Origin of the sequence: Glycomyces sp. YM15 (assembly GCF_016918015.1) — a bacterium.
In the GTDB taxonomy this organism is placed as follows: Bacteria; Actinomycetota; Actinomycetes; order Mycobacteriales; family Micromonosporaceae; genus Glycomyces.
Genome location: NZ_JAERMK010000016.1, coordinates 40228 through 57298 on the forward strand (window position 1 = coordinate 40228; position 17071 = coordinate 57298).

General features: G+C 65.3%; 24 protein-coding genes. 8 read left to right on the plus strand and 16 right to left on the minus strand.

Translation table 11 applies throughout. The features are described from left to right. Positions 1 to 38 precede the first annotated feature (38 nt). The 5 genes from JHY01_RS17560 to JHY01_RS17580 all read right to left on the minus strand — a co-directional run bounded on the left by JHY01_RS17560 (position 39) and on the right by JHY01_RS17580 (position 2532). Complete coding sequence (locus JHY01_RS17560; protein WP_205326965.1) at positions 39 to 770, minus strand: 5-formyltetrahydrofolate cyclo-ligase; 732 nt, start codon at positions 768 to 770, stop codon at positions 39 to 41. Further along, positions 767 to 1006, minus strand: coding sequence for a DUF397 domain-containing protein (locus JHY01_RS17565; RefSeq protein WP_205326966.1), 240 nt, complete (start codon positions 1004 to 1006; stop codon positions 767 to 769). Before JHY01_RS17565 ends, JHY01_RS17560 begins: the two co-directional genes overlap by 4 nt. After that, positions 1006 to 1203, minus strand: a complete 198-nt coding sequence (locus JHY01_RS17570; RefSeq protein ID WP_205326967.1) for a DUF397 domain-containing protein — start codon at positions 1201 to 1203, stop codon at positions 1006 to 1008. The genes JHY01_RS17565 and JHY01_RS17570 overlap by 1 nt, the downstream gene beginning before the upstream one ends. A gap of 265 nt (positions 1204 to 1468) precedes the next feature. After that, positions 1469 to 1669 carry a DUF397 domain-containing protein gene (locus tag JHY01_RS17575; RefSeq protein ID WP_205326968.1) on the minus strand — a complete coding sequence of 67 codons (201 nt, stop codon included), beginning with the start codon at positions 1667 to 1669 and terminating at the stop codon, positions 1469 to 1471. After that, positions 1666 to 2532 carry a helix-turn-helix transcriptional regulator gene (locus JHY01_RS17580; RefSeq protein ID WP_205326969.1) on the minus strand — a complete coding sequence of 289 codons (867 nt, stop codon included), beginning with the start codon at positions 2530 to 2532 and terminating at the stop codon, positions 1666 to 1668. The genes JHY01_RS17575 and JHY01_RS17580 overlap by 4 nt, the downstream gene beginning before the upstream one ends. Before the next feature lie 742 nt (positions 2533 to 3274). Between JHY01_RS17580 and JHY01_RS17585 the strand changes: the two genes are divergently transcribed. The 4 genes from JHY01_RS17585 (at position 3275) to JHY01_RS17600 (ending at position 4815) form a co-directional block, all read left to right on the plus strand. Then, positions 3275 to 3550, plus strand: a complete 276-nt coding sequence (locus JHY01_RS17585; RefSeq protein WP_205326970.1) for a hypothetical protein — start codon at positions 3275 to 3277, stop codon at positions 3548 to 3550. Then, a complete protein-coding gene (locus tag JHY01_RS17590; protein ID WP_205326971.1) occupies positions 3547 to 3849 on the plus strand; it encodes a hypothetical protein in 303 nt (100 codons plus the stop codon). The genes JHY01_RS17585 and JHY01_RS17590 overlap by 4 nt, the downstream gene beginning before the upstream one ends. Beyond that, positions 3846 to 4217 carry a hypothetical protein gene (locus tag JHY01_RS17595; RefSeq protein WP_205326972.1) on the plus strand — a complete coding sequence of 124 codons (372 nt, stop codon included), beginning with the start codon at positions 3846 to 3848 and terminating at the stop codon, positions 4215 to 4217. The genes JHY01_RS17590 and JHY01_RS17595 overlap by 4 nt, the downstream gene beginning before the upstream one ends. Before the next feature lie 163 nt (positions 4218 to 4380). Continuing rightward, the gene (locus tag JHY01_RS17600) at positions 4381 to 4815 is read left to right on the plus strand and encodes a hypothetical protein (protein ID WP_205326973.1); all 435 of its coding nucleotides are present in this window, start codon (positions 4381 to 4383) and stop codon (positions 4813 to 4815) included. A 264-nt stretch (positions 4816 to 5079) separates the two neighbouring features. Here JHY01_RS17600 and JHY01_RS17605 read toward each other — a convergent pair whose 3' ends face one another. After that, on the minus strand, positions 5080 to 6075 hold the full coding sequence (locus tag JHY01_RS17605; RefSeq protein ID WP_205326974.1) for a DUF4238 domain-containing protein: 996 nt from the start codon (positions 6073 to 6075) through the stop codon (positions 5080 to 5082). A gap of 93 nt (positions 6076 to 6168) precedes the next feature. Between JHY01_RS17605 and ligA the strand changes: the two genes are divergently transcribed. Continuing rightward, the gene (gene ligA / locus JHY01_RS17610; protein WP_205326975.1) at positions 6169 to 8253 is read left to right on the plus strand and encodes an NAD-dependent DNA ligase LigA; all 2085 of its coding nucleotides are present in this window, start codon (positions 6169 to 6171) and stop codon (positions 8251 to 8253) included. Between the two features lie 90 nt (positions 8254 to 8343). Here the strand turns inward: ligA and JHY01_RS17615 are convergent, their stop codons facing one another. The 3 genes from JHY01_RS17615 to JHY01_RS17625 are packed head-to-tail and all read right to left on the minus strand — an operon-like array spanning position 8344 to position 10347. Further along, positions 8344 to 8751 carry a hypothetical protein gene (locus JHY01_RS17615; RefSeq protein ID WP_205326976.1) on the minus strand — a complete coding sequence of 136 codons (408 nt, stop codon included), beginning with the start codon at positions 8749 to 8751 and terminating at the stop codon, positions 8344 to 8346. Beyond that, a complete protein-coding gene (locus JHY01_RS17620) occupies positions 8751 to 9581 on the minus strand; it encodes a phosphoribosylaminoimidazolesuccinocarboxamide synthase (protein WP_205326977.1) in 831 nt (276 codons plus the stop codon). The genes JHY01_RS17615 and JHY01_RS17620 overlap by 1 nt, the downstream gene beginning before the upstream one ends. 4 nt (positions 9582 to 9585) lie before the next feature. Then, the gene (locus JHY01_RS17625) at positions 9586 to 10347 is read right to left on the minus strand and encodes a GntR family transcriptional regulator (RefSeq protein WP_205326978.1); all 762 of its coding nucleotides are present in this window, start codon (positions 10345 to 10347) and stop codon (positions 9586 to 9588) included. A gap of 219 nt (positions 10348 to 10566) precedes the next feature. Here JHY01_RS17625 and JHY01_RS17630 point away from each other — a divergent pair, with 219 nt between their 5' ends. Both JHY01_RS17630 and JHY01_RS17635 read left to right on the plus strand, forming a co-directional pair. Then, positions 10567 to 11349, plus strand: a complete 783-nt coding sequence (locus JHY01_RS17630; protein ID WP_205326979.1) for a hypothetical protein — start codon at positions 10567 to 10569, stop codon at positions 11347 to 11349. Then, positions 11346 to 12512, plus strand: coding sequence for an acyl-CoA dehydrogenase family protein (locus JHY01_RS17635; RefSeq protein ID WP_205326980.1), 1167 nt, complete (start codon positions 11346 to 11348; stop codon positions 12510 to 12512). Before JHY01_RS17630 ends, JHY01_RS17635 begins: the two co-directional genes overlap by 4 nt. A 16-nt stretch (positions 12513 to 12528) precedes the next feature. Here the strand turns inward: JHY01_RS17635 and JHY01_RS17640 are convergent, their stop codons facing one another. After that, on the minus strand, positions 12529 to 13053 hold the full coding sequence (locus JHY01_RS17640; protein WP_205326981.1) for an NUDIX hydrolase: 525 nt from the start codon (positions 13051 to 13053) through the stop codon (positions 12529 to 12531). Next, positions 13046 to 14401 carry a M20 family metallopeptidase gene (locus tag JHY01_RS17645; RefSeq protein WP_205326982.1) on the minus strand — a complete coding sequence of 452 codons (1356 nt, stop codon included), beginning with the start codon at positions 14399 to 14401 and terminating at the stop codon, positions 13046 to 13048. The genes JHY01_RS17640 and JHY01_RS17645 overlap by 8 nt, the downstream gene beginning before the upstream one ends. On the opposite strand from JHY01_RS17645, the gene JHY01_RS17650 reads away from it, so the two are divergent. Beyond that, positions 14400 to 14642: an NUDIX domain-containing protein gene (locus tag JHY01_RS17650; RefSeq protein ID WP_205326983.1), complete on the plus strand. Its 243-nt coding sequence runs from the start codon at positions 14400 to 14402 to the stop codon at positions 14640 to 14642. The genes JHY01_RS17645 and JHY01_RS17650 overlap by 2 nt on opposite strands. A gap of 250 nt (positions 14643 to 14892) precedes the next feature. Here the strand turns inward: JHY01_RS17650 and JHY01_RS17655 are convergent, their stop codons facing one another. The 5 genes from JHY01_RS17655 to JHY01_RS17675 all read right to left on the minus strand — a co-directional run bounded on the left by JHY01_RS17655 (position 14893) and on the right by JHY01_RS17675 (position 16975). Then, complete coding sequence (locus tag JHY01_RS17655) at positions 14893 to 15105, minus strand: hypothetical protein (RefSeq protein ID WP_205326984.1); 213 nt, start codon at positions 15103 to 15105, stop codon at positions 14893 to 14895. Positions 15106 to 15185: 80 nt separating this feature from the next. Then, positions 15186 to 15737, minus strand: coding sequence for an HAD domain-containing protein (locus tag JHY01_RS17660; RefSeq protein ID WP_205326985.1), 552 nt, complete (start codon positions 15735 to 15737; stop codon positions 15186 to 15188). 329 nt (positions 15738 to 16066) lie between these two features. Then, on the minus strand, positions 16067 to 16303 hold the full coding sequence (locus tag JHY01_RS17665) for a hypothetical protein (protein WP_205326986.1): 237 nt from the start codon (positions 16301 to 16303) through the stop codon (positions 16067 to 16069). Positions 16304 to 16307: 4 nt separating this feature from the next. Next, positions 16308 to 16676, minus strand: a complete 369-nt coding sequence (locus tag JHY01_RS17670; RefSeq protein WP_205326987.1) for a hypothetical protein — start codon at positions 16674 to 16676, stop codon at positions 16308 to 16310. Continuing rightward, on the minus strand, positions 16676 to 16975 hold the full coding sequence (locus JHY01_RS17675; protein WP_205326988.1) for a hypothetical protein: 300 nt from the start codon (positions 16973 to 16975) through the stop codon (positions 16676 to 16678). Before JHY01_RS17675 ends, JHY01_RS17670 begins: the two co-directional genes overlap by 1 nt. Between the last annotated feature and the right edge of the window lie 96 nt (positions 16976 to 17071).

Below are 17071 nucleotides of genomic sequence, written 5' to 3' on the forward strand. Positions count from 1 at the left end.
TTAGGCCGGGAGCAACGCGGTTGGGGTCGAGCCCTAGTTCACGAACCCGAACCTGCCCGAGGCCACCGTTCGGCAAGCGCTGGAATCGCTGCGACTTTCTCCGCTGGCAGCACGTCCCAGTCGATCCCTCCGGGCCGCTGCGCGCGCTGGCATTCGATGACCTGGCTCGGTGTCACGATGAGGTCCAGGCGGAAGTCGTGAGGCTCCTCAGGGAAGTCGTCAATGCTGAGCACCTGGACGTCGTGGACGGTGGCGGCGAGGACCGTGGCGTCGTCGACGAGTCCCGCTTCGACGAGGAGACCCATTTCGATGTCGGCGTAGCCGGCGCCTTTCCCGAGCCGCGCACCTGCGTGGTTCACGGCGGTGCATCCGGAGACGACGAGGTCGATGTGTCCCATCGCTTCCAGGTCCACCAGCGGAGCGTGAGCGGCGACGACGGCACTCGTTGCGGCCTCTTCGGACGTGTGACTGTCCAGGATCGGGTTGACGTGGAAGAACGGCTTCGCCTCAGTGAGCGCAGGGACGGCCATGTAGAGCTGTTTGCCGTCCCGGAGCGCCTGGGCGCGCACAGGCGCCTGCGCCTTGTCGGGGTTGCACTTGATGACGCGAGCGGCCTGCCATTGTGGTGTGGCGGCCATACGTTCAGCGGCGGCCGCAGCGCCGTCGAAGTTCGGGATGCGCCCGTGCGGGTCGCCCACGACGGAACCAGTCCGGGCAAGCAGATCCCAGACGCGTTCGCGGACCTCCTGCTTACGTTCGCGAACGCTCATGGTGTCTCGCGTACGAGCCGAGCGAGCTGTGCCCAGTCGCCGCGACCGAGCCACAGCACCGGACCACTCGAGCCTTCTTTCGTATCCCGAACGCCGACGCGTGCGGCGTCGGCGGCCACGGCGACACAATCGCCGCCATTGCCGCCGCTCCGTGACGCCTTCCGCCAGGTGAGTCCGTCGCCGAAGTCGATGCGGGACGTCGAGCGCTCGCGAGTCCCGCTGGCGCGCGCCACCATCAGCGGCCCAAGTGCCGGGTCAGGAGCGACCAGTCGCGGCGGCCGACCCAGAGCGCCGCGCCGGCGGGACCTTCTTTCGAGTCGCGGACGCCGACACGGGTGGCGTCAACAGCGACGAACACGCATTGGCCGTCAGTATCGCTGTAGGAGGCCTTCCGCCAGGTGCGTCCGTCTCCGAAGTTCGTTCTCGTTGCCATGATCTTGAGCCCCTTCACTGTCGGGTATGGCCTGCTGCGCCAGTGTGTAGCGCGGAGCGTCTTCCGTCAACCTCAACGGGCGCAGTCCGAGAACACGACGAAGGGGCGTGCCGAGCACACGCCCCTCCTGTTGTCCTGGGTGTCGTTCTGGGATCTTTGGTGACCTACTCGTCACACCGATCCGCTATGGTCGTTCAAGGTTGTCTTGCTTGCCGAAGCGAACCGTACGTGTCGAGCGGAGCGGTTCTACTCCCACCAAATGGAGCTAGCGCGAGGCGGCCTTGGCCAGGGAGGCCCACGTGTTCTGGTCGAACCAGATCACTGGGCCTTCCGGCCCCAGTTTGGAGTCTCTGACTCCAACCTGGTCGCCGTCGAAGGCTACGTACAGGCACGCGCCGCCGTTTTCATTACTCTTGCTGGACTTGCGCCAGACGAACTGGTCGCCGAAGTCGCAGATCGTGGTCATGGGTACAGGCTGTCCTTCACTCGTTGCATCAGCTGGATCGACTTGTCGTCGTTCAGCGCGGTCTTCATGAGCTGTCGATGCGCCAGGTCGTACCGTTCGACCTCCGCGGGATGATCGTAGTAGTAGGTACCTCCGTGGTGTTCGACGTAGATCACCCCAAACTGCGGCGCAATGGCAAACCGCATCTGGATGAAGCTGGTTCCCATGGCCGGGTGGGCACCGATCGAGTTCGGAATGACCTGGATCGTGACGTTTTCAGTGTCGGCAATGCTGATGAGATGGTCAATCTGAGCGGACATGACCTTGGGCCCGCCGACCGCTCGACTGAAGACGCTCTCGTGGATGATTGCCCAGAACTTCAGCGGGTTTTCGCCCTCCAGCAGGGCCTTGCGGGCCATCCTGGTCTCCAAATGCTCTTCAAGTTGGGAGCCGTGCTGCCCCACCTGAAGAACGGCGCGGGCGTACTCGCGGGTCTGCAGAAGCCCAGGGATGACGCTCAGTGAGAGCTCGGTGATCTGTGACGCTGCGCGCTCGAGGATCGCGTAGGACTGGAACCAGTTCGGTAGGCCTTTGACGGAGACTGCCTCGCTCGTTCGCTTGCGTGAGCCTTTGGCGATTTCCACCAACGCTTCGAGCTCACCTCCGCTGACACCGAGGAACGAGAAGACACGACGAGCAGTGCTTGCGCTCATCGACGAGTAGCAGGTCTCGTATCTCGAAGTTGAACCGCGGCTCATCTCGCACGCTTGGTCGACGTCGACCTGGTCGATGCCGGCGGCTTCACGGTGGCGCACCAGTTCGGCCGCGGCGATGCGGCGCAGCACTGTCGGCGAAGTCATTGTCATGCCCTGAGTCTGTACCATGCCGGGCTCCTCGAGGCTTGCGCCCTGTCATCCGATAGTAGGAAGCCTCAAGTTTAGCCGTCCTAAAATCAGATGTCTTATGTTAAGATTGATCCATGGCGCTCCTCACTGGAGTGGCGTCGTTCGTCTCAGGGGAGGTGTGGGCATGGACCAGTCGTCACTAGACAGTCGAAGCCCCCTTCGCTCTGCGGCGCAACAGGCTTGCGCGTTCATCGGGTCGGCTGGCGCTGACCGCGGACGTGCCGACCGGTCACTGTCGACGCTCGCACTTGAGGGGTGCGCGAGCGTCGACAGTGACCACACGCCGGTGGCCCAGCCTCGACACCTGGCGCCCCCGGGAACGGCTGGGGCTCGACTCCCGTTGAGCCCCAGCCACACCTTGACTTTGATCCGCTGCTCTTTCGCGTCTGCGCTCCTGAGGGGTGGGTGCAGGCGTGAGCACGCAGCACACGGCGGACCGGGTGCTCCTGTCGGTCGCACGAGGCCCGCCGCGGGCCGGGCCGGTAGGGGGATCTACCGTCCCGGCCCCGAACTTGAACGTTGCCCCTCTGCGGCCGTCCGTCAATACCGAGCCTTGACGGACGGCCCAGCACAGGACGGAACCGCCCGAGGCGCACCGGCCTGAGCGGCGCGGTCCTTGGGAGGGGGCCGCGCCGCACCAAAACTCGCACAACGAAGCACTCAACAGGAGCACGAACCTGTTGAGTGCTTTGCGTTTACCAACCCGGAGGTGGGGATGGGCGTGGCAGAAGCAGTACCGGATCTGCGCGACGACGTGTTCTATCTGGACGACGTCCTCGTTCGCATGGAAGCTGAACCCTGGTCAGGGCAAGTGATCCTGCATGTTGACGACGGTGCGGAATGGCTGCGCATCGGATGGGTGGTCAGCGCCGACTCGATCCACCCGACCGTGCACGTCGTTCCCGACATGGAAGCGTGGGCGTCCCGCGGCGGGAACCGCGCCCGGATCGCTGCGTGCGCGGCCGACTATCTCAACGTCGTGCGGCAGCGGTTATGACGTCCCCGTTCGAGCTCCGTGTCCTCCGGTACGGCGCGCAACACTGCGGCACGTTCGACCTCGCAGGTTTGGCGTTCACCGTCCACCGCGACCGTGAACGCCAGCTGTGGGTGAGCGTTGCCGCCGCTGGCGACCCGGCAGTGCACCATCTCGGCCTCATCACCGGCATTCCCGCCGGCGCCCCCGAACCCGCATTCGAGCGCGTCGCTATCGGCGACCGCGTCCTTTTCGACCCCGCTTGGACACTCGCTCATCTTGTGTTCGCCCAAGCACTCCAGATTGGATCCTCCACCTCATGACCCCGTACACCACCCACGACCAAACGCAGCTCCTGGCCGTCATCACCCCGGCTGAACCTGCGTTCGCTGAACAGCCGCAGCGCGCCAACGTGCCCGCCGAACAGGGCCTCATCGGCGCGTTCGACTACGGGTACCACCGGTACCTCGTGTACCGGCAAGGGGACCGCGGCGTGTGGGTGTACATGCATCCGTGGCGGCGCGACTACGCCCGCCAGGCGGTCGGGGCCGTCCTCGGCCTGGTGACCCCTGAGCAGCATGCCGTGTTCAGTGACGTGCACGCTGAGGGCTACCACGTATTCGACCCGAACTCGCATGTCGCGGTGACTGTTGAGGAAGTCGCGGCCGCGTTCTGGAGCGAAGCGCGGTGAACGAGCAGCCCCAACCGGCGAACAATGCTGCGCCGGGCACGGACACTGACCACTTCGAGAACGGTGTCCGCTGCGGCTTCTGCGGTCGTGCGTGGCCGTGCCCTGGGTACCAGTCGGATTACCAGGCGAGCATGCGAGCGCGGAACGCCGTCCAAGATCAGCAGTGGGCGCAGCCGACCGTGACGCCGGTCGCGCCGGTGCCTCGGCAGCGGCGGCCGTAGTGGGCGGCCAGATCCGCTGGCGCCGGTACCGGTACCTGACCGGGGACCCGGAAACCACCGTCTATGACCTGTCCGGGCGACGCAAGCCTCTATTTCCCGGCACTGACCCGCTCGTGTGGCACGTGGAGCCATGGCGGCACTTCGAGATCGAACCGGTCGCCAGCGAAGCGGCCGCGCTCACGTGGCTGCGTCACCACATGACCGAAGCCGCGAACGAGCTCCGGTCGCACGGCCAGCGCCTCCCCGCCATCGAAGACGACATGGCCGCCGCGGCTCGCGCGTTGAACGACCGCGACCACGGGTTCGCGTACGACTGGCGGATCTGGCTTCCCGGCGACGCCGGCCTCGTCGTCGCCGTCCACACCCGATACGACTAGCGACCGCGAGGGAGCCTTCATGAACACCGTGACGACGAGCCCGAGACGCCGCCTGCACCTGCCGCGGCTGTGACACTGACCTGCGCGTGCGACTGCTCACGGAACCACGCCGGGTCGGCGCTCTGCACGGGGGCCGCCTCAGACGGTCGCCTCTGCGCCGCCTGTGCCGCCCACCTCCCGCTGCCACGGTTCATCTGACGTCGCGCGACCCGGAGGCGGAACGGAGCAGCCGGCGCATTGCCTCTCGCGCGCTTCGCCATGGACTCAATCGTGCGACGGTGGAAGCCCGGATGCGCGGCCCTGCGAGCGCGCTGCCGACTCGATCCATTCGTTGATCTGTTCGTGCAGAATCCGCATTTCCTGCTGGCGCGGTGTCGGCATGTCGAAGCCCGTGAACGGATCCGTGCCCGGGTGGTAGTAGAGCTCCTTGAATGCCGTATGCAGTGTGTACTGGTTCAGCCTGCGAGCGAAATCGGTGCCGCGAGAAACCCGCACATCTTGATCGGTACCGCCCACCCGACCGATCGACAGGCCAGCCCTCGCGCTTAGAGGAACGTACAGTTCTGGGGCGGTGGCAATCCCGACACCGCGAATGCCCGCTGTCGCTGCGTCATCGCGAATCAGTGTGACTGGCGTGTCCGACGTTCCGATTGCATTTGAGGGGAAATCGATCAGGACCCACGGGCGGCGATCGAATACGGCTTGTGTTGCCGGTTCGAGTACGTCTTCGATCGACGCGAGATGAACGTGGTGGTCGACGGGTTGAGTGTCAGCGGTCGCAAGCATTTCTGCTCGTGTTCGTTCGACCTGATCATCGGGAGTGTCCTCCGGCAATCCAAGGTTCTCGCGAAGTTGGTCGGTCGTGGCCATGCCTACTTCGAGTTTAGCCAAAGATCGATGCATTTCCGCGACTGAGCGGCGTTTGTTCTTTCCTCGCAGGAACTGCAGCCCAATCCAAGCGGACATCGCGAGCCGGTGCTCTCGTGTAGGCGGCCACTCTCCGTCGCGCAGGATGGCAGCGAACGCTTTCCCTGCCTCGGTTTCGAAGTTGCGCAGCCACGATTCAAAGGCATCCGGCTCGACGCCGTCTCTGTAAACAGTGTAGAAGTCCTCATGCACTGTGAGGTTCCCGGCCGTTTTGAGATGCGCTGTCCCATCGAGGGGGCGGCACATGAGTCCCCCTCGTGGGTCCGCGAATCGCTTCAGGTAGAACTTGGAGACCACATGGTGGCGGCGCGCCGGATTCTGCTGTTCGGACATGGCTCAGCATAGCGGCCGTCTCTGTTTGCAGATCACGTGTTCGCGCAGGTCAGCACTCAGGAAATTGTCGTACTCGCATGACAACATGAGAGCATGACAACGATCCCTGCGGTGCCTGCCGACACCATCGACACTGAAACCGACTACCTCGCTGCGGTCGCCGCGGCCCGCACCGCCGCGGACGCCTACTACGGCTCCGGCGAGTCCGGAATGGACGACGACGCCTACGACAGGCTCCTGCGCGGCATCACCGCGTGGGAAGCCGAGAACCCCGATGCGGTAGCCGACGACTCGCCCACCCGCGAAGTCGCCGCAGGCGTCACGACCGGCGACGTGCCGCACGCGGTGCGGATGCTGTCGCTCGGCAACGTGTTCTCACCCGAGCAGCTAACCGACTGGGCGGCGTCGCTCCAGCGCCGCATCGGCGGCCGTGACGTTGCCGGGTGGGTCGTCGAACCGAAACTCGACGGTGTCGCACTCGCGGCCCGGTACCGCGACGGCCGCCTGGTGCAGCTCGTGACTCGCGGGGACGGGTCCACAGGCGAGGACGTGTCGCACGCCATCGGCCACATCATCGGACTGCCGCTCGAACTCGCCGAGCCGGTCACCGTTGAAATCCGCGGCGAAGTGCTCATGACCTCGGCGCAGTTCACGGCCGCGAACGCTGCCCGCGTCGCCCACGGCGGCCAGCCGTTCGCGAACCGCCGCAACGCCTCCTCGGGTTCGCTGCGCGCTAAAGACCGGGCCTACCAGGTGGAGCAGACGTTCATCGCGTACGACGCCCTCACCGACCCCGCGCACACCAGCAACCCAGAGCTGGCGGACCTCACACACATCGACCTCATCAACTGGCTTCACACGATCGGCATCGGCACCACCGTCGGCAGCCGCATCACCGCGCTCGCGTGCCACACCCTTGATGAGGTCCAAGCGCGCATCGACCGCATTGGTGCGATCCGCCCCGACCTCGACATCGAACTCGACGGCGCGGTCATCAAAGCGAATACCCCCGCTGACCGCGCCGACGCTGGGACCGGGTCCCGCAGGCCGCACTGGGCGACGGCGTACAAGTTCCCGGCGGACAAGAAGATCACGGTCCTGCGAGGCATCGAATGGAACGTCGGCCGGACTGGCGTCATCGCCCCGCGCGGCATCCTTGAACCTGTCGAAGTCGGCGGCACCACGATCACGTACGCGACGCTTCACAACCCGGACGACATCCTCCGCAAAGACCTCCACCTCGGGGATCGTGTCTACGTCCTGCGCGCCGGTGAAGTCATTCCGCGCGTTGAAGGTGCGATCGTCTCCCAGCGGACCGGCGACGAACAGCCGATCGTCTTCCCGGACGACTGCCCGCGGTGCGGTGCGGCGATCGACAAGTCCGAAGTGCGGTGGCGGTGCGTCCGAGGCCGCGCGTGCGGGCAGGTGGCAGGCCTCAAGTACGCCGTGTCCCGCGACTGCCTCGACGTTGACGGCCTCGGCGAAGCCGTCATCGTCCAACTCGTCGAACGGGGCCTGGTCAGCGAGGTTGCCGACCTGTTCACGGTGACGCGCGACCAACTCATGTCGTTGGACCGTATGGGCGACAAGAGCGCCGACAACCTCATGGCCGCAATCGAAGCCGCGAAGGCGCAGCCGCTCAACCGCGTGTTCTGCGCGCTCGGCATCCGCAAAACCGGTCGAAGCCTTTCGCTGCGGATCGCCGCGCACTTCGGAAGCATGGAGGCCATCCAGGCTGCGGACGCCGCCGCGTTCGAAGCGGTCGAAGGCATCGGAGCCGACAAAGCGGCCGTGATCGTCGAAGGCGTCGCCGAACTCTCCGACGTGATTAAGAAGCTTCAGGCCGCGGGCGTGAACATGACCCAGCCCGGGTTCGTCGCACCCGGCACGGCGGCCGAGGACGCGGGCGAGGCGGCGGAAGGCGGGCTCCCGCTCGCGGGCATGGCCGTCGTCGTGACCGGCGGCATGAGCGGCCCGCTCGCGGACTACTCCCGGACCCAGATGACTGAGCTGGTCACCCGCGCTGGAGGGAAGTACTCCGGCAGTGTCTCCGCGAAGACCAGTCTCGTTGTAGCGGGAGAGAAGGCAGGCAGCAAGCTCACGAAGGCAGAAAACCTCGGTGTAACGGTCATGGACCCGGGTTCGTTCGCGGAACTTGTTGCCGCGTACCTCGACTGACGTTCCAGCAGCACGAATGACGGCCGGGCCCGCAGGTTCCTCCTGCGGGCCCGGCCGTCCGCGTTCAAATGCGGTGTTCCAAAGCTGCGACTACCAAGGACTATCGGTTTCTTCGCGCCTCGAAGGCCAGGTCCGATCCACGACGTCTTGAAGCTCAAGCACTGACTTGACGCCGAGACCCCTCAGCATTCGGTCGCCGCCACCAGAAACGTCGAGATAGTTCACCATCTCGGGCTCCAGGCCCTCGTCGATCAGCAGCTGCTCGACTTGCCTGATGAACTGGTGCTCGTTGTACCGCTGCACCTGATCGAACGGCCCCAGTTCATCGGTGATCCCCTCCGGTTCGAACACAGCTTCAACGCCGAAACCCTTCAGCATTCGCGCTGCGCCGAACACGACATCGGCGCGGTTGACCACTGCCGCGTGAAGGCCAGCGTCGGAGAGCAGCTGCCTGACGTGCTCAATGAACTGGTCACGGTTGTACTCCTGCCAGGTCACTACTGCCACCTCTCCCCAGTAATCCGCTCGTACGCTTCGATGTAGCGGTTCCTGGTCGCTTCAACGATCGACTCGGGCACTTCGGGCGCCGGCGGCGTCTGGTCCCAGCCGGTCGACGTCGACCAGTCACGAACGAACTGCTTGTCGAACGAGAACTGGCTACGGCCAGGCTCCCACTGGTCCAAGGGCCAGAACCGGGACGAGTCGGACGTGAGTACTTCATCCCCGAGTGTGATCGCTCCTGAAGCGTCCCTGCCGAACTCGAGCTTCGTGTCCGCGATGATGACGCCCCTCTCGGCTGCGATCGCCGCACCGCGCCGGTAGATGTCGAGCGTGAGCTCGCGAAGCTGGTCGGCGGTGTCCTTGCCGATCTCGCGGGAGACGTCGTCGAAACTGATGAACTCGTCGTGGCCTTCAGTGGCCTTGGTCGTCGGAGTGAACACCGGCTCAGGCAGCTTCGAGCCTTCCTTGAGCCCTGCGGGGAGGCCGACGCCGGAGATCGCGCCGTCACGCTGGTACTCACGCAGGCCGAGCCCGGCGAGGTAGCCGCGGGCGATGCATTCGACCGGAAGCATGTCGAGCTTCTTGCAGCGAATTGCCCGGCCGGCGAACTCGGCGGGCACGTCGTCAGCAGAGATGACGTGGTTGGGGACGACATCGGCAAGCTGGTCGAACCACCACAGGCTCAACGCCGTCAGCAGTTTCCCCTTGTCGGGAATGGGTGTTGGCAGGACCACGTCGTAGACCGATACTTTGTCGGAAGCGACCAGGATGATGTCGCCGCGGTCTTCGTACAGGTCGCGGATTTTGCCGGAGTGCAACAGTCGCATCGGTTCAGCTTTCGGTCGCAGGTTGAATGTCGTAGCTGTAGGTGGACCAGCGAAGTGCAGCCGAAACCGATTCGCCGTACTCGATGACGTCGCCGTCGGCGTCGAACATCCAGTTCCGGCCGCGCTGTACCGGTGCGCCAGGGTCGACGCCGAGAAGTTCAGCGTCGCGTTCGGTAGCGGCGTCAGCGGTGTGCTGCTCACGCCCGGCGGTGATCCGCCGGCCGGTGGTCCGTTCGATATAGGCCGGGGTGCCTTCAGGAAGCCGCTCGGTTTCAAGAAGTGCCGGGCAGGCGGTGGCGAGCTCCCCTGCAAACCAGCTTGTCGAGACCGACACGGGCTGCTCGGTGTCCTTATTGAGCGTGACACGCAGTCGGCGAATGACGGCCGCACCAGGTTCGACCCCGAGCCCCGAAGCGATTGGCTCTGCGGCCGTGGTCAGTTCCGCTTCTACGATGCGTGCATACTCGCTCTTGGGGTAGATCCGGCCAGTTGCCCGTGTGGTGCGGAGCCGGTCTTGCGCCGTGCGGTGTGGCTTGTGAGGCCGGGCAAAGGTGCCCTTTCCGTGCTCAGATTCGGTAAGTCCTTCACGATGCAGAGCCGCGAGCGCTTTTTGGACGGTGCTGGTGTGGGTGCCCCAATCTGCCGCAAGTTCTCGGACCGAGGGCAGGCGGGCCCCGTCGGCGATCGTGCCGTCGACGATTTGACCGCGAAGATGTTCGTAGATCTGCTGGTACGCCGGCTTGGCGCGTTCAAGGTTAGGTGCCATCGGAGCCTCCTGAACGGGGTGTACTGCTACACCATACGAAACTTCTGTCACGAGCGCAATGACCTGCGCTGATACCACGAAAGCGTGATTGACAGGTGTACTAGCACACCATATAGTGTGTGTAGCGCCACACCCCTTGATGCCCTTACCGGTCTCACATCTCAGGTACGGCGTGCGAACTGAAAACGGTCCCACCACATCGAGGACTTGGAGGTTCCCATGACACCTACACCTATGGTGTCCACCTGGGCCGACCTGGCCGCCGAAGGCCTGGTCAACATCGCCCCCAGCGCGATCATCCATCCCACTGCCGTTGCCATCCCAACCGACCGAACCGGCCACCAACGACGCATCATCATCGGACCCAACGCCGTCATCGGCGCATTCGCGATCCTTCACGGAGGCACCGAGATCGCCGCCGACGCAGAAATCGGCGACCACTGCAACATCGGCCTGCCCGAAACTGGGTACGCCCTGCGTGAGCACCACGCAGGAGAAGGCGCCTGCACGCTCATCGCCACCGGCGCTGTCCTTCGCTCGGGCGTCATCGCTTACGCCGGCACCAAAGTCGGTCCTGGTTCGGCCGTCGGGCACCACACGCTCCTACGCACTGCCGTGGTCGTCGGCAAGGACGCCCAGCTGGGCCACTCGATGACCGTCGAGCGCGGCACGCGCATCGGCGACGGGGTCCGCTGCTCGCCCCTAACCCACCTGACCGCGAACATGCGCATCGGCAACCGGGCATTCATCGGAGCACGGGTTGCCACCATCAACGACAAGCACCTCATCTGGCGCGACCCTGAGCATGAAGCGCCGCTGGAACCGCCGCGTGTGGAGGCGGGCGCGAAGGTCGGCACCGGCGTCGTCCTCATGGCCGGCGTCGTCGTCGGCGCCGGTGCCTTGGTCGGAGCCGGATCGGTTGTCACCCGCTCGGTCGAACCCGGCGCCGTCGTCTACGGCAGCCCCGCCAAAGTTCACGGGAAAAATGAGGTGCTGCGGTGAACGGCCCGCTCGACTGGCTCGGTGACCTGCGCCCGAGCCTGCGCGCAAGCAAAGAGGCATGGGCCGCCTGGCGGCGGCTCGACGCCGATCTTGAAACTCTGGCCGCCGCAGACCCGGGCCGGGGTGACCAGCGGGCGCGCTCATCCTGGCTCGCCCTCATCCGGCGGGACCTCGCCGCCCACGTCCCTCCAGAGGGCACCGGGGCCGCGCTGTGGCAGGCTGGGGCGCAGTTCATCTCCGGTTACCGCGACCTCGACCTGCGCGAGGCCACGGGCGCCGGGCACGGCCAGATGATCCTCGACCACGCGGTCCCGGCCCTTGCAGATATGTGGCGGGCGCGTCTGGCCGGCGGTGACCTCGTCGGCATCGCTGCAACCGAAGCACATGGCGGCTCGCGAATCCAGGAGATCACCACTCGCGCCGCCGAGACCACAGACGGGGCCTGGAAAATCACGGGTGAGAAATGCTGGGTTTCCCGGCTGGAGGAATCGAGCGCGTTCGTCGTGTTCGTTCGCGACCCCGCCGGCCAGATCGCCGCGGTCGTCGTTGACGCTGACGCACCCGGCCTCCACCGGCAGGTCATCGACCCCGCTGGACTTGGCGGTTGGACTTGGGGCCTGGTCGCCTTCGACAATGTGACCGTCGACCCCGAGCAGCACCTGCTCGGCGGTCCGGGGCAGGGCCTGGCGATCTTCCAGTCCCACTTCGCGCGTTTCCGGCCGCTGGTGACCGCGTGCGCGCTCGGCTGCGCGGCAGGCGTGCTTGACCAGGTCCGCTCGATGCTCGTTGCTAAGCGCGCCACCGGGATCCTGCCGCGCATCCGCGATAATGCGCTGATCGAGCTCGGCGCCGCTTGGGCGGACATCACTGCGTCGGCACTGCTGGCCTTCCATGGACTTGCGGAGGCAGGCGCCGCAAGCGACCTGGCGGCTCGGCTGGGCAAGGCGCACGGCGTCGACGCCGCCTGTCGGGCGGTGAACCGGCTCGCACCCCTCGTCGGCGCCGCCGGGTTCCAGCGACACCACCCGATTGCTAAGGCCCGCTTTGACCTCGCGGCTTTGCAGTACGCGGACGGCATCCATGACTCGCTGTACCGCTCGGGCGGGTCGGAGCTGCTTCGCACGGTGGGTTCCCCGGCGGCCGCATGGGGACGTGCGGCCTGAGGGAACATTGGGACGGCTATTCGGTGGGTTTCGACCCGACCGGATAGCCGTTCTCCATGTAGAGGGTCTCGCCGGTCGCGATCGCCGTCAGCGAAGCCTCGATCCGGCGGGCCACGAGCGAGCGCATCCGCTCGTGGACCTCTTCGACCGTGCACCACGACCAGGACTCGATCTCGGTGGCGTCCAGGATGATCGCGTCGGTCTGCTCAGGAGTGAGACGGCCGCCGTCGAACACGAAGATGATCCCTTCGGTGCGGCTGGTCGCCGGAACGTAGTCGATGCAGACCAGGCGGCCGGGCTCGACAACGAGTCCCAGTTCTTCCTTGACCTCGCGTGCGGCGGTGTCCCGCGGAGACTCGTCCAGCTCACCGGCTCCGCCCGGCACCTCGGCGACCTCTTTGTACGTCGGCTGGCACAGCAGCACACGACCGTCTTCGTCGGTGAACACCATCGACGCGGCGGTGCGTTTGGTCGGGATAGTCCTGGTGTGCTCGGAGGAACCGATGTCCTTGCCCTGCTCGAGCTCCGGAGAATCATTCACCCTGCGAACCTAGCAGCCGATTACACCCTGAACCGTCTACCGACCCGCAACGATGTGCTGAGAAGTTCGCCGTCTCTGAGAAGCTACGAGACAAGCGGAGTGCGCATAACCACCCGTGTGTAGGCGAAGGTGCTACGGAGACTCCGAGTAGTTGCAAGGCTGTGGCGTGATAGGTCGCTTGAACTGCGGGTATCGACTCGATCCTGATGCGTTCGTTTGTTGCGTGGAGCCCCACGTAGTCGACGCCGAAACCAGCAGTTGCGGGGATCCCAAGCCCCGCCAGGTAATTGCCGATGTTCGAAGGACCTGCAACCTTCGGCACGGGGTGCAACCCGAACAACCGAGCGGATGGAAGCAACGCGGCTGGCAGTGGCGATTCAGGGGGCAGCGCGTACGGCTGCCACGAGGACACGACCTCGGTGACCGTCGCTGCTGTGTCAGGCCAGCGTGCGTCAATGTGCGAGATGATTTCGTTTGCGACGGCATCCGCGAGGCCGCCGTCGAACGCAGGCGTGGTTCGCACGTCAACGTTTAGCGTGCACCGGTCAGGGTTCACGGAGAAGCCCTCGCCGCCGGTGACAGCCGTGACCGTGATCTTCCCCGGGAGGGGGAAATTTGAGCTGCGGTCGGCCGCTGGCAAGTTCACCTTGCTGAGTTCAGTGATGATCTCGGCAGCTTTCACGATCGCGTTCGGGCTCGACTTGCTCGACCCTGAATGTGCTGACTGCCCGAACACGTCGAGTTTGAGCCGGTGAAGGCCTCTGCCGCCGGTGACAAGGTGGTCGACACCCGGGTAGGCGATCATCACGGCCGCGACGTTGCGCTCCTTGGCGAAAAACACTTTCGCGCCGCCGAACACGCCTGTGTGCTCGTCCAAATCGAGCAGCACCACGAGGCGGCCGTGCAACTGGCCGGCGGCCGCGGCAAGTCGTACCGCAAGATGGCAGAGGATAGCCACTGCTGCTTTCGAGTCGGCACTGCCGCGCCCGTACAGCCAGCCGTCTTCGACGACGGCGGACGTCGGTCCGTGCGTCCAAGCGTCCTCGTCACCGAACCCTGCCGTATCCAGGCACGCGTCGAACACCCATGTGGGGCCGGGCCCCGCTCCTTCGACCGTGAGAGCCAAGCCGACCACCGCGCCGCTCTCGTTGTGCAGCACTTCCGGTGCAACGCCGCGTGGAGTCGACCACGCTGCAAGAAGGTCTATCGCTGGCTGGTAGGAGTCGATGCCGCCGCGTGTGGGCACTTGCACGAGTGAACGGGTCAGTTCTAGGACTGAGTCCGCATCCTCATGCGCAGCAACAAGCAGGTGTTCAGGATTGAGCGATACGGCAGGATCCGTGTTCATGCAGAACCTCCAGTTCCGGTGCATTCATAGTCTCCGCAAGCACGTCGGCACCGTCAAGCTGGCAATGCCCGGCGGCGCATGCAACGTCGGCGAACCGTGGGCAGCGACGGTGGCCCGTGAATCGCGTGAGGAGATCGGCCTCGCACTCAACCCGGCCGCGCTGCGCCTGGCGGACGTGTTCGACAACCGCGCCGTCACCGCCCGTCGGAATCGAGCAGTTTTGGACTACGTCCGCTCGTAGCCCACAACGTAGCGTTGAAGCTGAGTCACAAGCTGACCACACCGGGTGCGTTGCTGCCATTCCAGGTCAGCGGGCCCTCGTACGCTCCAAGGTTGAGCACACACCTTGACGCGGAGGCGGCATCATGCCAACAGACATACCAATTGGCAAGATGCCGAACTGGTGTTCCCGCGGCGCTGAGGGTGGTTGCGGACGCCGTAGATGCCAGCAGCCCGGTTGGACCGGGCCGCTGGCGTGAGGTCTCCGTGTCTTACGGTCCGGCAGTCGGGAACTCCGCTGCCAGCGCCGCCTGAGCAACCCGCACATGCTCCGGTCCTGCAGGCCCGTCGAACGGCGGGAGAACGGCCAGGCCGACGCCGTCCACATGCATGAACCGAACTTCTGCCTGGTCGGCGAACGTCACGTACCCGGATGGTGCAGTGTCGCTGCCGAGGTTCGCGATGTACACGATGACAGGTTCCATGGTCGGCCTCCTCGATCGATGGGGGAGCAGTGGTGGCGGAGTGTCGGCCGGACCGCTGGGGAGCGGCCCGGCCGGTCCGCCTACTGGTGGGTCTTGATGAAGTCAGCGATGCGGACCATGTGGTCTTGGGACAGGCCACGCTCGGAGTCGGGCCGGATCGCCAGGTAGTTCGGGCCCTCGAAGTTCACGGCGACATGGTCGTCGGTGTGGATGACGGGTCGCCCGGTGTCGAGGGCGACTTGCAGCGACGCGAGTTTGAGCAGCATCGCGGGCTCGCCGTTGCAGTACCAGTTCCACGCTTCGACGGTGCGGGCCTTCGCCGGGTCGGGGGAGTAGCCGGGCAGGTCGAACACGTCAAGCATCCGGTCGACGCGTCCGCACCACGTGGTCGACCAGATGACGTCTACGGCCTGTTCGCGGACGAGGTCTTGAATCCAGTGGATGAGCGACGGTGCGAACTTCACGGAAAAGCCTGCACTGGTGCGGGTGCGGGGCAATTCGGGCCAGTCCGGGTCGGCGTCGAACGCGCGCAGGACACCGTCAATGTCAAGGAGCCACAAGGGACGATTTGAATCGGTCAGTGCGCGGAGGTATTCGTTTGCGAGTTCGTCAGTGATGCTGAGACCGGTCACGGGGATCTCCTTGGGGTGAGCGTTGTTTCCTTTCCGCAATTCTATCGCCGATATCGAGTGTTTCCCCAGGTCAAGACCGCTTTGTGGTGAGGTTGTTGCTGCCTTGTAGTCAGTGATGGAATATCTCTTTGCGACGTTCGATGGCGATCGTTCACGACTGCGCAGGAGAAAAGAAGTTGCCCGGCCGGTGCTTGGTGGGCGACACGGCCGGGCCTTCACCCGCGGCATATACCCGAACGCGGGCGCACCCGCCGCGCTCGGGGGAGCTGGCGGGAGACGAGGGGCGGGCCGCCGCCGCTCGGAGGCGGCGGCCCAAACCAGGAGGAAAGTCAGGTACCAATGTCAATCGGTGTTACGGCGAGGAAGTCAAGCAGCACCCGTTTGAACTCGAGCTCGTCAATGTCGATCCACGACGTGACCCGCAGCCCGCCTACGCCGCGCTCGGCAACGGGAACGGGCGGGTCCACGTCGACGCGTTTGCAGTACAGGACCAAGCCCCACAGCGACTTCATGGATTCGACCTCGATCACCCAGTCGCCGAACTCGAACGTGCCTAGAACCGTCACGGGGTCAACGCGCCTGCCCGGTCCAGTGCGCAGCGATCGTTTCCGCAGCCCATGCTTCGGCGCGGTCCATCCACGCCCCCGCGCCGCCCTTTTCGCTGTCGCCATCGTCGTGTCGGTGCTTTTTGTGCCACTGGTCCCATTCGAACGCCGTGATGTGCCCTGCCGAGTGACTGAGGGCCGCAGCAACATCGGGGCCGCGCTCGGAACTGCGGTGCCGGCGGATGACCGCTGTTTCCGGGCCGGTGGCATGCAGCGTCAGCAGGACGGCGCTGGATGGGCGGAGCGTCCCAAGGTGTCGTTCCGGTTGCCCTGCCTCCAACGATTCGAGTACAGGGTTCAGGGACGCGAACTTGCCGATAGTGTCGGCGTCCATTACCGCTGCCCCCGGTACACCGCTGCGGCGGTCGCCGCTTGCTCCTGCAGAAATGACTCCGGCCGGTCGAGGTCACCCGTCCACGACACGGTGAACGCTTCGTTGGCTTCCGCAATCGTTGCAGCGCACACACACCCGCGAGGAATGGCGAGCAGGCGCCCGTCCCCTGCATGAACGTCGACCCACAGTTCAAAGTTGAGGCCGCCGGCGCTCCACTCGTCGATGTGTCGCATTCGGTCCGGAATCCGCGTCAAGTCTTGCCCTGCCGCAGGTTCACCTTCTACTCTGATGTCAGCCACTGGAGGCTTCCTCTCTCGTGGTCAGGGCCGCCAGGCTGGTTGGACAGCCAGGTGGCCCATATCGTTTCGAATCAGCAGGCCGTCCGCGCCGTCGAT

Excerpts from the sequence above, each read along its gene's own strand:
- JHY01_RS17560 (WP_205326965.1), bottom strand. The coding sequence starts at position 770 with ATGAGCGTTCGCGAACGTAAGCAGGAGGTCCGCGAACGCGTCTGGGAT.
- JHY01_RS17565 (WP_205326966.1), bottom strand. The coding sequence starts at position 1,006 with ATGGTGGCGCGCGCCAGCGGGACTCGCGAGCGCTCGACGTCCCGCATC.
- JHY01_RS17570 (WP_205326967.1), bottom strand. The coding sequence starts at position 1,203 with ATGGCAACGAGAACGAACTTCGGAGACGGACGCACCTGGCGGAAGGCC.
- JHY01_RS17575 (WP_205326968.1), bottom strand. The coding sequence starts at position 1,669 with ATGACCACGATCTGCGACTTCGGCGACCAGTTCGTCTGGCGCAAGTCC.
- JHY01_RS17580 (WP_205326969.1), bottom strand. The coding sequence starts at position 2,532 with ATGGTACAGACTCAGGGCATGACAATGACTTCGCCGACAGTGCTGCGC.
- JHY01_RS17590 (WP_205326971.1), top strand. The coding sequence starts at position 3,547 with ATGACGTCCCCGTTCGAGCTCCGTGTCCTCCGGTACGGCGCGCAACAC.
- JHY01_RS17595 (WP_205326972.1), top strand. The coding sequence starts at position 3,846 with ATGACCCCGTACACCACCCACGACCAAACGCAGCTCCTGGCCGTCATC.
- JHY01_RS17605 (WP_205326974.1), bottom strand. The coding sequence starts at position 6,075 with ATGTCCGAACAGCAGAATCCGGCGCGCCGCCACCATGTGGTCTCCAAG.
- ligA (WP_205326975.1), top strand. The coding sequence starts at position 6,169 with ATGACAACGATCCCTGCGGTGCCTGCCGACACCATCGACACTGAAACC.
- JHY01_RS17620 (WP_205326977.1), bottom strand. The coding sequence starts at position 9,581 with ATGCGACTGTTGCACTCCGGCAAAATCCGCGACCTGTACGAAGACCGC.
- JHY01_RS17625 (WP_205326978.1), bottom strand. The coding sequence starts at position 10,347 with ATGGCACCTAACCTTGAACGCGCCAAGCCGGCGTACCAGCAGATCTAC.
- JHY01_RS17630 (WP_205326979.1), top strand. The coding sequence starts at position 10,567 with ATGACACCTACACCTATGGTGTCCACCTGGGCCGACCTGGCCGCCGAA.
- JHY01_RS17650 (WP_205326983.1), top strand. The coding sequence starts at position 14,400 with ATGCAGAACCTCCAGTTCCGGTGCATTCATAGTCTCCGCAAGCACGTC.
- JHY01_RS17645 (WP_205326982.1), bottom strand. The coding sequence starts at position 14,401 with ATGAACACGGATCCTGCCGTATCGCTCAATCCTGAACACCTGCTTGTT.
- JHY01_RS17655 (WP_205326984.1), bottom strand. The coding sequence starts at position 15,105 with ATGGAACCTGTCATCGTGTACATCGCGAACCTCGGCAGCGACACTGCA.
- JHY01_RS17670 (WP_205326987.1), bottom strand. The coding sequence starts at position 16,676 with ATGGACGCCGACACTATCGGCAAGTTCGCGTCCCTGAACCCTGTACTC.